This window comes from Sphingopyxis terrae subsp. terrae NBRC 15098 (genome assembly GCF_001610975.1).
Classification (GTDB): domain Bacteria; phylum Pseudomonadota; class Alphaproteobacteria; order Sphingomonadales; family Sphingomonadaceae; genus Sphingopyxis; species Sphingopyxis terrae_A.
In genome coordinates, this window is record NZ_CP013342.1 from 1,315,133 (window position 1) to 1,326,637 (window position 11,505).

Annotated in this window: 9 protein-coding genes; 2 read left to right on the forward strand and 7 right to left on the reverse strand. The window is 63.4% G+C overall.

Annotated features, from left to right (window positions below; translation table 11 throughout):
• The first annotated feature begins 122 nt into the window (after positions 1 to 122).
• Complete coding sequence (gene hutC / locus AOA14_RS06355; protein WP_052181953.1) at positions 123 to 824, forward strand: histidine utilization transcriptional repressor HutC; 702 nt, start codon at positions 123 to 125, stop codon at positions 822 to 824.
• A gap of 6 nt (positions 825 to 830) precedes the next feature.
• Here hutC and AOA14_RS06360 read toward each other — a convergent pair whose 3' ends face one another.
• The 7 genes from AOA14_RS06360 to AOA14_RS06390 all read right to left on the reverse strand — a co-directional run bounded on the left by AOA14_RS06360 (position 831) and on the right by AOA14_RS06390 (position 10,514).
• Positions 831 to 1,565 (reverse strand): PepSY domain-containing protein, encoded by a 735-nt coding sequence (locus tag AOA14_RS06360; RefSeq protein WP_037553306.1) that lies wholly within the window; start codon positions 1,563 to 1,565, stop codon positions 831 to 833.
• Positions 1,562 to 2,266, reverse strand: a complete 705-nt coding sequence (locus AOA14_RS06365; RefSeq protein ID WP_011542692.1) for a PepSY domain-containing protein — start codon at positions 2,264 to 2,266, stop codon at positions 1,562 to 1,564. Before AOA14_RS06365 ends, AOA14_RS06360 begins: the two co-directional genes overlap by 4 nt.
• 11 nt (positions 2,267 to 2,277) lie before the next feature.
• Positions 2,278 to 4,983, reverse strand: a complete 2,706-nt coding sequence (locus tag AOA14_RS06370; RefSeq protein ID WP_037553305.1) for a TonB-dependent receptor domain-containing protein — start codon at positions 4,981 to 4,983, stop codon at positions 2,278 to 2,280.
• A 285-nt stretch (positions 4,984 to 5,268) separates the two neighbouring features.
• Positions 5,269 to 6,021 (reverse strand): amino acid ABC transporter ATP-binding protein, encoded by a 753-nt coding sequence (locus AOA14_RS06375; RefSeq protein ID WP_037553304.1) that lies wholly within the window; start codon positions 6,019 to 6,021, stop codon positions 5,269 to 5,271.
• Complete coding sequence (gene metC, locus AOA14_RS06380; protein WP_037553302.1) at positions 6,018 to 7,265, reverse strand: cystathionine beta-lyase; 1,248 nt, start codon at positions 7,263 to 7,265, stop codon at positions 6,018 to 6,020. The genes AOA14_RS06375 and metC overlap by 4 nt, the downstream gene beginning before the upstream one ends.
• On the reverse strand, positions 7,255 to 9,447 hold the full coding sequence (locus AOA14_RS06385) for an ABC transporter permease subunit (RefSeq protein WP_223181174.1): 2,193 nt from the start codon (positions 9,445 to 9,447) through the stop codon (positions 7,255 to 7,257). Before AOA14_RS06385 ends, metC begins: the two co-directional genes overlap by 11 nt.
• Complete coding sequence (locus AOA14_RS06390; protein WP_003046368.1) at positions 9,444 to 10,514, reverse strand: amino acid ABC transporter substrate-binding protein; 1,071 nt, start codon at positions 10,512 to 10,514, stop codon at positions 9,444 to 9,446. The genes AOA14_RS06385 and AOA14_RS06390 overlap by 4 nt, the downstream gene beginning before the upstream one ends.
• A gap of 55 nt (positions 10,515 to 10,569) precedes the next feature.
• Here AOA14_RS06390 and AOA14_RS06395 point away from each other — a divergent pair, with 55 nt between their 5' ends.
• Positions 10,570 to 11,475: a LysR substrate-binding domain-containing protein gene (locus tag AOA14_RS06395; protein ID WP_003046376.1), complete on the forward strand. Its 906-nt coding sequence runs from the start codon at positions 10,570 to 10,572 to the stop codon at positions 11,473 to 11,475.
• Positions 11,476 to 11,505 lie beyond the last annotated feature (30 nt).

Consider the following 11,505-nt stretch of genomic DNA (forward strand, 5'->3'; position numbering starts at 1 on the left):
GCTGGGAGTCGGCGAAGTTGTATAGACGACTTATGAACCCTTCGCTCACTCGAAAATCCCCCGCTTCAGAATCTCGGCCCCGCGAGGCAACCCGGCCGCCCGAAGAGACGGGAGGCGAGGTGATGCCCCGGTACGTCGCCATCAAGCAAAGCATTTGCGATGCAGTGCGGGACGGCCGCCTCAACCCAGGAGACCGGGTGCCGTCGGAAGCGGAGCTGGTTCAGCAGTTCGACGTTTCGCGGATGACCGCGAACCGCGCTCTACGCGAGTTGCAGGCGGCGGGCGTCGTCGTGCGGCGCGCCGGCAGCGGATCGTTCATCGCAGAGCCAAAGCCGATCGGCCAGATGATTGAAATCCGCAACATCGCCGAGGAAATCCGGGAGCGCGGTCATGCGTACCGCGCCCGCGTGATCCAGAACCGCGAAGAGCGCGCCAATGTAGAGACGGCGCCGCTGCTCGAGGTGTCCGTGGGCACGAAATTGTTCCATTCGATCATCGTCCATCACGAAGCCGAATTTCCGATACAGATAGAAGAGAGGTTCGTTCTCGCGTCGATCGCCCCCGACTATGGCACGCTCGACTTCACGCGGATGACACCAAATGAATATCTGACGCGCATTGCACCGCTCGAACGGGTCGAGCATCGCGTTTGCTCGACGATGCCCGACGAGCGGATGCGCGGCATGCTGGGATTGTCCGACGGCGAACCGGTGCTCCAGATGACGCGCCGGACTTGGAGCCGCTCGCGCCTTGTGTCGCATGCCTGGCTGACACACCCCGGAACACGCTTCGAGCTGTCAGCCGCCTTTTCGATCGACGATTGAGGCCGGTCAGCCGGTGCGGGTGACCACGACCGGCTTGCGGCGCCGGCGCAGCCAACGGAAGTCGGCTTTGCTGAAGCTTTTGAACAGCAGGTAGAAGCCGGTTCCCGACAGCCATAGTACACCGAAGGCGACGAAGATGATCAGCGGGTGGTTGAAGCTCGACCGGTTGATATAGTCCATATTGTGGAGCATCCAGAAGAAGTCCCATGTGCGCCAGGTATCGCCGCGCATCACGAGAAAGCGGGCGGTATCGAGCGAGACATAGGCGCTGCTGTTCTCGTCGTCCGCGAAATCGACGCGCCACATCGCCCCCTCATGATCGCGCGATTCGAGGTTCGGCTTGGCGATTACGCTCACCTCTCGGATCGGCGCCTCGTTCATCATGGAGGCGACTTCGCGCGCCATGGCCTCGTCGACCCGGATGTGCTCGCCGCTTGTCGCGTCGACGAGACGGACGCCTTTTGCGGAGCGCACTTCATAGACCGGCCGGGTTCCGAGATCGCGAAGGATCACGCCCGTGACAGGTTCGCCGCGCGGCAGGGCCGCCACGTCGAAATATTCCCCCGGTGGCAGTGGATGCGCATGCGACATCCCGCCGCCGTGCCCGCCGACCTTATCCTTGTCGAGCAGCGCCATCACCGATCCGCTGAGCGCCCAGAGCAGGAACTGGAGACCCAGGATCAGCCCGACCCATTTGTGGATGCGCCGGAAGAAGAGCGGCGTCAGTCGGATGCGTTTCATGCCTGCTTCCTCTTGCGGCGTTTGAAGGACCAGATCAGCAACCACGCCCCGCTGATCGCCATCGCGAAGACGCTCCAGGTCGCGACGCGGAGCAACGGGTTGTTGACGTCGGTCCGCTCATCATAGTCCATGATGTGGAGCATCCACGCGAAGTCGAACACGCGCCACAATGCGTGCCGGCGCGAGATAAGCTCACCGGTCGTCGGCGACAGATAGAGCGTCGGGCGGTTCCAGCCCTCGAACTCGACCTGCCAATAGGGCGGCTTGCGCGACTGCATTTCCTGTGGCGCTTCGGTCAACAGCCGCACCGACACGATCTTGCCGTCGCCGGTGTAGATGCGCCGCGCCTGCTCGCGGACCTGGGACTCGGTAAGCGCAGGCAGCGGCGCACCCGAGCGGGCATCGAACAGCCGCGCCCCTTCGGGAGTTTCAGCGCGCCAGACGGGGCGATCGAAGAACCGCTGCAAGCGAACCTCGGACGCACCGGGCGCGGCCGCAACGATCCGCGACGGCGGCGCGAGGCCCGCGAGGTCGAAGGGCTGAACCATCGGCGCGCGCACGAGATGGTCGCCATGGATGGTGTCGATATGCACGACCACCATGTAGAAGCCGGTCAGCGTCCAGAGCAGCGCCTGGACGCCGACCACCAAGGCCAGCCATTTATGCGTTCGCCGGACGAGCAGCGGCCAACGGATCGCCATATCGATTACCCTCAGAACGCGGTGCGGAAGCCGACGTAGAAACGCCGTCCGAGCAGGTCATAGGTCATCGTGTCGGTGTTCGCATCGGTGAAGCTCTGGATATAGGGCGCCTTGCGATCGAAAAGATTGTCGACACCGACCTGGAACCGGGTCTTCTCGTCGATTTCGAAAGCGACCTGGAGATTGTGGTAGAAGACATTCGGCGTGCTGTAGCCGATGTCGCCGGGGGCCGCATTGAAGTCGGTCGCCTTGCCGATCCACTGGGTCGACCAGGTCGCGCTGACCCCGTCCTTTTCAGCGGTCAGCACGCCATAGCCGCGCCATTTCGGATAGCCGCCATTGCCGCCGCCGATAAAGCCGTCGAAGTCGATCGGCGCGCCGCCGGGGAAAGGCAGGACCACATATTTGTTGAGATAGGTCACGTTGACGTCGAGCGAGACGTTCACGCTGCCGATGTCATTGTTGTAAACGAGACCCAGATCGAGGCCGTTCATTTCTTCGCGGCCCGTGTTGATCGGTTGCGCGGAGAGGAAGGTAACCTCGCCGGTCAACGGGCTGCGGGTAAAATCTTCGCAGAAGGGATGCGAAAGATTCTGGCTCGCATAACAAATGCTGAGCTTTGTCGAGCCCGGAATAGCACGGATCGCATCCTTGATCTTGATGTCGAACCAGTCGGCAGTGAGCGAGAGTCCCGGAACCAGTCCCTTCGGTGAAATCACCGTCCCGACGGTCCAGGTCGTCGAGCTTTCGGGTTTCAGATTCTCGTTGCCGCCGACCGTTGTCAGGATCGTTGTACCGAGCTGAACATAATTGGCCGGCACGCCCGACGCCTGACAATTGGCGATCAGTGTCGCATTGCCGCTGGTCGAATAGCGCGAGCAGGGGTCGGTGGTCGTCAGATTGCCCTCGGAGACGCCGCCGAACAATTCGGGGACGTTCGGAATGCGAAAGCCGGTGCCGTAGGTGCCGCGCAGGCGGAAGCTGTCATTGATGACCCAGTCGACGCTCCCCTTGTAGTTCCAGTCGCTGCCGAACAGGTCGTAGTTCGAGTAGCGAACCGCGCCGTCGAGGGTAAGCGACTGGAAGAAGGGTGTGTCGGCCAGAACGGGCACCGACAGTTCGAGATAGGCTTCCTTCGCCGTGCTCGTTCCGGAGATCGGATCCTGCTGGTTGGTGTTGGCAATACCGAGCACCGTCAGCGGATCGGGATCGCGCCAACCCTTTTCCTTGCGATAGACGACACCCGCCGCGAAGGAGACGGGGCCTGCGGGCAGCTTGAAGAGATCGCCGTTGATATCGGCGGTGACCGTCGCAAGCTCGTTGCCGCCGCGGTCGCGCGACGTGAACAGGATATAGTCGAGAACCTCCGGGGTCAGGTCGCCGAACCCGAGATAGTCGGCGCAGGGGATCGTGGCACCGGCAGCAAGACTGCACTTGGTCGTATCGAGGGAATTCGCCACTCGCTCGAGATTGGCGATGTTGGTCGAACCATCGACCGCGGTGTTGCGGCCGAAGGCGCCCGCGATTTCCCATCCCCAATCGTTAGAGAGCTTGCCGCGGAGGCCAAACGTACCCTGCCAGGTATCGGTTTCCTGGAAGAATTGGCGCGGGCCGGGCTCGGCGAGGCGGCGCTGGATGAGGACGATATTCTGCCCCGTCGGATTGGTGGGATTGCTCGCCGCGATCGAGAGGTTGCGCAGCGTTCCGGGCGTCGCGATCTGATTCGACTTGCGGAAGGTGTAAAGGAATTCGCCGAACGCCTCGATATTGTCAGTGATGTCATAGTCGGCGAAAAACGCCGTGCTCACGCGCTCGACCGGGCTCACCGCGTTGAGGAACGGGTTCGAGTTGAAGTTGTGCTTGGCAGCGCTGTACGGCTCGAAGAAGTTGCCGTTACCGCCCAGCACCTGATTGAAGTTGATCTGCTGGCCGTTCGGCAGCACCGCGCGGCCGCCGATCGTCGAGGCGCTGTTCACGCAGCTCAGCATGCCGGGCGTGGTTTCGGCAAGCGAGCAAGGCGCGCGCGTTGCCATATTGACCGCGCTCGTCTTCTGATAGGTGACCGCCGCCATGAAACCGCCGCGATCGTTGCGGACGCCCCACAGGAGGTCGGCGGTGAAGTCCGAGCCATCGCCCTTTTCGGTGATGCCTTGGCGCACGCTGAGGCCGAGGCCTTCATAGTCAGTGCGGGTCACGAGGTTGACCACGCCCGCCATCGCGTCGGCGCCATAGATCGCCGAGGCGCCGTCCTTGAGCACATCGGTGCGCGCGAGCGCCGCGACCGGGATCATGTTAAGATCGGGCGAGGAGTTCGCGCCGGTGCCGCCCGCGACGAGGCGGCGGCCGTTGAGCAGAACAAGCGTGCGCTTGATGCCGAGACCGCGCAGGTTCACCTGCGCCGTGCCATATCCATTGTTCGCCCAATAGGCGGAGGTCTGGTTGCCTGCGAAGCCGGCGTTGGCGGGAAGGCGCTGCAGCACCGTCTCGATATTGACGACGCCGGTGTTCTCGATCTGCTCGGCCGACACGACGGTCGCGGGGCCGACGCCCGCGAGATCCTGGCGACGAATGCGCGAGCCGGTCACGACGATGTCCGATCCGTTCGGAGCATCCTCCGCGGCGGGTGACTGCGTCGCAGCATCGCTCTGCGCGAGCGCTGGCGTTGCAAAGGTCGCGACCGCTGCGGCGCTGGCGAGCAAAATTGTCCTGGTCATCATAGCGAAACCCCCTGATGGTTGGCTGATTCCCCTCAGAGAGCATCAAATGTATATACAGGTCAATAGGAATTTATTGAATCATATCAATTGGTTATGAAGTAAATTCCGGGCGCGCGATACCTACTAGATACGCACCCCAAAGCTCTACCCCTCATCAATTTTGAAATTTTTTCCGGCCTGAGCCTTTTCGCGCAAGGAGCCGGCGGGCCCCTCCCTCGGCTTGCTTATGAAATGACATGATTAAGTGGGTCGGCACAGCTTGGGGGCGCGACCGACTTGAGCCGCTCAATGCGAAAGTATCTGTTCGAGAAAGGTCCGTGCGCGTTCGCTTTTCGGCGCGGCGAAAAAATCTGCCGGCCTTGCGTCTTCGATGATCTGGCCCTGATCCATGAAAAGCATGCGATCGGCCGCCTCGCGCGCGAATCCCATTTCGTGCGTCACGCACACCATCGTCCGTCCTTCGCCGGCAAGGGACGTCATCACATCGAGTACCTCCTTGATCATCTCGGGATCGAGCGCCGATGTCGGCTCGTCGAAGAGAAGAATCCGGGGCTCCATCGCCAGAGCGCGGGCTATCGCGGCCCGCTGTTGCTGCCCTCCCGAGAGCTGCCCCGGATATTTGCCCGCCTGGTCGCCAATCCTCACCTTGTCCAAATAGGATATGGCGCGCGCCTCCGCCTCCGGAAGAGACAAGCCGCCGAGCAGGACGGGCGCGAGGGTGCAATTCTCCAGCACCGTCTTGTGCGGGAACAGATTGAACTGCTGAAAAACCATGCCAATGGCGCGGAGCGCCGCAACGGCCTCTCGCGACGCGTCGGTTATCCTGGTTCCCTCGATCAGGACGGCACCGGAGTCGGGCACCTCGAGCCTGTTCATGCAGCGAATGAGCGTCGATTTGCCGGAGCCTGAAGGGCCGCAAATCACGATCCGCTCGCGCGGGGCGATTTCGAGGTCGATCGAGCGGAGGGCATGATAGGCGCCATAATATTTGTCGACCTGCCGCAAGCTGACGGCCGCGTGGCCCGAGGCATCGGTCATGACGCCTGCCCCCGGCCGCGTATCGCCCGTACCCGCGCGAAGGCTGCGGCGAGGTCGGCGATCAGATCCTGCGGCGCTTCGAGGCCGGCGTGAATACGGATCAGCGCCCCATCTGCCTCGCCATTGGGAAAATCGCGGATCGGAGCGGGCCACGCCGGAACCGCGAGGCTTTCGAAGCCGCCCCAACTCGAACCGAGCTGGAACAGCGAGAATTCGTTGAAAAAGGCGCTGGTTTCCGGAGGGGTAAGACCATCGAGCTGAACACCGAACAATCCGGACGCTCCGGTGAAATCCCGCTTCCAGATCGCATGGCCGGGATCGGAAGGATGGGCCGGATAGCGGACCGCGACCACTTCGGGTTGCTGGGCGAACCATTCGATCAGCGTCGCCGCGGTACGCTGGTGGCGTTCAAGGCGGGCATCGAGCGTCCTGATGCCCCGGTGGACGAGATAGCAATTGTCGGGACTCGCGCAGTTGCCCCAGCGCGCCGCCGCATCCTTGAGCTGGCGGTAGACGGCATCGCTGGCGGCGGTCATCGTGCCGAGCAGACAGTCGGAGTGCCCCGAGAGATATTTGGTTGCCGAAGCAAGCGAGATGTCGACCCCATGGGCCAACGGTTTGAAGAAAAGCGGCGTCGCCCAGGTGTTGTCGAGAGCGGTCAATATGCCCCGGCTGCGTGCAACCGCCGTGATCGCGGGGACGTCGATCATATCGAATGTCTGCGAGCCCGGGGTCTCCATGTAGATGAGCCGGGTGTTGCTGCGGCACAGCCCGGCAATCTCCGCTCCGATATCGGGCCGGAAATATTCCACCTCGACCCCGAAGCGCGCGAGAACGTCGGTCAGAAACTTGCGGGTCGGCCCATAGACGCAATCCGCAACGAGCAGATGATCGCCCCCGGCCACGAAAGCCGTGAGGGCTAGCGCGATCGCGCTGGTTCCAGACGAGGTGATGACGGTGGCGCAGCCGCCTTCGAGTTCGCTGACGGCCTCGGCGAGCGCAAAGGTCGTTCGCGTTCCGTACAGGCCATAGATGACCTCATCGTAGAGACCCTGGTGCCGGTCCATATAGGCCTCGACGCTGCCGTAGATAATGGTGGAGGCTCGATCGACGGGCGGATTGATGAGGCCCCGCTGATCGCGCGGGCGGGGACCGCCGTGAACGGCACGCGTCGGGTCCTGCCAGGCGTGCCCTTTCGGGCTTGCCGGCTCCCCGGGCCATTTTCTGTCGTGATTATCCTGCATAGTTTAGTTTCCGTTCGATCTTCATGCTGAGCCGGGACAGGGAGAAACAGAGGAGGAAAAAGATTGTCCCGGTAAAAAGATAGGCTTCGGCGAAATAGGGTCGCCATTGCGCCTCGACGTAGGAGAGGCGGGTCGTCTGCAACAAATCGAAGACGCCGACGATGAGGACGAGCGTCGTGTTCTTGACCTCGCTGATCGAAGTGTTGACCAGCCCCGGCACGCTGACTTTCAGCGCCTGCGGCAACAGGATATGGCGCCGCGCCTGCCATTTGGTGAGGCCAAGAGCATGCGCGGCCTCGGCTTGCCCGACGGGAACCGCCAGCAGGCCGCCCCGGATGACCTCGGCCATATAGGCGGCAGTGAAGAATATGAGCGCGAGCTGGACGCGCGGCAGGCTGTCGATCGAGAGATAGGAGGGCACGAACAGCGGGAACAGGACCGCAGCGAGGAAGAGCACTCCGATCAGCGGCGTTCCGCGAACCAGCTCGATGAAGGCGACGCTCGGCCAGCGAATGCCGCGCCGCGCCGACCTGCGGCCGAACGCGAGGAGTATAGCCAATGGAAAAGCGCCGACCACCGCAAGGCTCGCGAGCAGCAATGTGACCGGCAGGCCGCTCCACTTCTCCATCGGGACATAGGAAAGGCCCGCGAATCCTCCTCGTAGCAGAAGTACCGCCACGGCGATTGCGCCGAGCCAGACAAGCCCGAGGCGGCTGCGCCAGAATCGCGGGACGAAGGAGAAGGCAAGGCATGAAAGCAGCGCGGCCGCCGCTGCTGCGGACCGCCACTGCTCGGCTTCGGGATAGGTGCCAAACAATATCAGCCGCGCATTTTCGCGGAGGAATGGCCAGCAAGCACCGCTGGCCAAACGGCAATCGGCCGCGCCCCCGGCGAAGGTCGCGTCGAACAGCAGCCACGAGAGCCCCTTGCCGGCGAAAGCCGCGGTCATGGCGAGGATCGCGATGGTGAGTATCGACTGGCGTCCTCCTCTGAACAGATTGCGCCGTATCCACGACGGCCAGGCGGTCGCCGAGCGCAGCGGAAAGGGTTCGAGGGGCGCCGACTGGATGCTCCGGCCGGGCTGCCCGGCGACGCTCCAGCCCAACTGGCGGGCATAGAGGCCGGTGACGAACGACAAGGATAGCGAAAGCAGCAGGAAGGTCGCGACGATCAGGCCGACGCCCTCGATCGCCTGCCCTGTCTGACTGATGACGGTATCGACCACCGAGACAAATTCGGGATATCCGATCGCGACCCCCAGGGAGCTGTTCTTGATCGTGTTGAGATGCCAGCTCGTCATCGGCGGTATGGCGATGCGCAGCGCTTGCGGCATCACGATCCGTCCCATTGTTTGCGCGGGCGACAGGCCGAGCGCTTTGGCGGCCTCGCTCTGCCCTGCGGGAACGGCGAGGATCGCGCCGCGGAATATCTCGGCCAGATAGGCCGAGGCATAGACCGAAAGGCTGGCGACCAGCGTCAGAAACTCCGTGGAGAGCGACAATCCGCCGACGGTTCCGAAGCGCCCCGCCCGCGGCAGATCGATCCCGCCCCACAGCAAGAGCGGCACCAGGGAGATGCCGGCGAAGGCCAGCGCAGTGCGCGTGCGAACGGCTCCTCGCCGCACGGCACCCAGCAGGATCGCACAGGCGACGATCGCGATGAGAAAGACCGGCCGTCCCGGATCGGCCAAGGAGAGCGCGGGGAGGTGCAATCCCCGATTATCGAGGTCGAACGGTCCGACGGCGCCCGGGCCGGGTCCGGGCAGACCGAACAGCAGCGCGGCGTACCAGACGAACATCTGGAGCAGCAGCGGAATATTGCGAACCAGCTCGATATAAAGGCCGGAGAGCCTCGCAAGCAGCCAGTTGGACGACAGGCGCGCCATGCAGACCGCGAGGCCGAGCAAGGTCGAGAAGATGATGCCGAGCGCCGATATCAGGAGCGTGTTGAGAAGACCCACCGCCAGCGCCGCGGCATAGGAATCGCCCGGCGCGTAAGCAATCAGCGTTTCGCCAATCGCGAAACCCGCCCGGTCGAACAGGAAACCGAACCCCGTCCGGATGTTTCGGTCCGCGAGATTGTCCGCCAATGTCGCAAACAGGCCGTAGGCGACCACAAGCCCGCCCGCGATCAGCAGCCAGGGTAACGCAGCGATGGCAAGCCGCCTGTGTTTATGAGTCATCGCATCGGCAACGGGTAGATCAGCCCGCCGTCCCGATAGAGCTTATTCTGTCCGCGTTCGACGCCGAGCGGCGTAATGTGCCGGTCGAAGATTTCGCCATAATTGCCGGTCGCCTCGATTGCCCGGTACGCCCAGTCATCGTCAAGGCCGAGCGACTTGCCGAATCCGGGCAAGCCGCCGAGCATCTTGCGCACTTCAGGGTCGCGCGAGGCCATCCGCATGCGCGCGGCATTCGCGCGGGTGACCCCCATTTCCTCGGCAGCGAAGAGCGCGTTCAGCACCCATTTGTTGATCTCGTACCATTGCTCGTCGTCGCTGCGCACGACTGGGCCGACCGGTTCTTTGGTGAGCCGCTCGGGCAGCACCACATAATCGTCGGGATGCGCGGTGTCGGCCAGGCGGATCACCGTCAGCGTGAAGGCATCGGTGGTCATTGCGTCGCACCGCCCGGCAAAGAAGGCGAGCTTGGCTTCCTCGGGATTCTCGAACACGACGGACTGGAAACGCAGCCCCTTGCGCTCGAAATATTCGGCGGTGTTGAGTTCGGAGGTCGTCCCCTTGGTGATGCAGATCGATGCGCCATCGAGATCCGTCGGAAGCCGCACACCCGATCGCCGGGGCACCAGGAAGCTCTGCCCGTCATAATACATGGTGCCGACGAAATTCACCCCGAGGTCGGTGTCGCGCGTCAGCGTCCATGTCGTCGTCCGCGACAGGACGTCGGCCTCGCCCGTCTGCACGATCGTGAAGCGCTTGTTCGAGGCGACCGGCATGAACCGGACCTTGCGGGCATCGCCGAGGACCGCAGCGGCGAGCGCCCGGCAGTAATCGACGAAGAAGCCCTGCCAGCGTCCGCGTTTGTCGAGATAGGACATGCCGAGCTGCCCCGTATGAATTGCGCAATTGAGCGTTCCGCGCGCGCGAATCCGCGCAAGCGTCGATCCCTTCGCCGCGGCGATTTCATGCCCACCGGTGCCGGCGGGCTCGCGGCCGCAGCCGCCGAGTAACAGGGCGCCTGCGGCGAGCAGCGCCGGTAACCAGCGGCGCGATGCGTGCGACCTATTCATAAACGAGGCTTTCAATGCTAGCGCCATAAGAAATAGCTATAGGGAGCGATGTCCGATGAACCTGCGTCACCTCGAAGCCTTCAGGGCCGTGATGCTCTCGGGATCGGTCACCCAGGCCGCGCAGTCGCTCAACCTGTCGCAACCCGCGGTGAGCAAGATGCTTGCCGAGCTCGAGCATCAGCTGGGCTTTCAGCTCTTCCTGCGTTCGCGCGGCAGCGCGCTCACCGTGACGCCCGAAGCCGACGCCTTTTTCTACGAAGTCGAGCGGAGCTTCTCGGGCATTGCGGCCCTGAAGCGGGTAGCGGAAGACATCCGCAACATGGCGACCGGCACGCTCCGGATCGCCGCCCTTCCGGCGCTCGCGGTCAGTTTCCTGCCGCGTGTGATCGCGGCCTTTCGCGAGACACATCCCGGCGTCACCGTTCAGCTCCAGACCCGCAGTTCCTCGACGGTGCGGCAATGGATGGCGAACCAGCAGTTCGACATCGGGCTCGCGACGCCGGCGCGCGAATTGCCCGGCATAAGGATGGAGCGCTTCCTGCGCTGCCCCGGCGCCTGCGTTCTCCCTGCCGGCCACCGCTTGGCCGTCAAGGACGTCATCCGGCCGGCCGATCTCGAGGGCGAGCCCTTCATTTCGCTCGCGCTCGAGGACGGCGTGCGTCACCGCATCGACCGCATTTTCGAGGACGCGGGCGTCCACCGCGAGATGGTCATCGAAACCCAATATGCGATGACCATCTGCGCGCTTGTCATGCAGGGGGTCGGATGTTCGATTCTCAACCCCGTGACCGCAGCGGATTATGCCGAGCGGGGCCTTACGGTCCGTGATTTCGCGCCGGAGGTCCATTTCGAATATATGCTCTTCACGCCGAAGTTGAGGCCGATGTCCCAAGTCGCTGCGGCCTTTATCGCGGTGCTCGAATCCCACCGCGACGCGATGTTCGGCTCCGACGCCAGCTGAAGACACAAGACGCCGCACGGCCCTCACGGC

Coding starts and splice junctions, on each gene's coding strand:
- hutC (WP_052181953.1), top strand. CDS start 123: ATGCCCCGGTACGTCGCCATCAAGCAAAGCATTTGCGATGCAGTGCGG.
- AOA14_RS06360 (WP_037553306.1), bottom strand. CDS start 1,565: ATGAAACGCATCCGACTGACGCCGCTCTTCTTCCGGCGCATCCACAAA.
- AOA14_RS06365 (WP_011542692.1), bottom strand. CDS start 2,266: ATGGCGATCCGTTGGCCGCTGCTCGTCCGGCGAACGCATAAATGGCTG.
- AOA14_RS06370 (WP_037553305.1), bottom strand. CDS start 4,983: ATGATGACCAGGACAATTTTGCTCGCCAGCGCCGCAGCGGTCGCGACC.
- AOA14_RS06375 (WP_037553304.1), bottom strand. CDS start 6,021: ATGACCGATGCCTCGGGCCACGCGGCCGTCAGCTTGCGGCAGGTCGAC.
- metC (WP_037553302.1), bottom strand. CDS start 7,265: ATGCAGGATAATCACGACAGAAAATGGCCCGGGGAGCCGGCAAGCCCG.
- AOA14_RS06385 (WP_223181174.1), bottom strand. CDS start 9,447: ATGACTCATAAACACAGGCGGCTTGCCATCGCTGCGTTACCCTGGCTG.
- AOA14_RS06390 (WP_003046368.1), bottom strand. CDS start 10,514: ATGAATAGGTCGCACGCATCGCGCCGCTGGTTACCGGCGCTGCTCGCC.
- AOA14_RS06395 (WP_003046376.1), top strand. CDS start 10,570: ATGAACCTGCGTCACCTCGAAGCCTTCAGGGCCGTGATGCTCTCGGGA.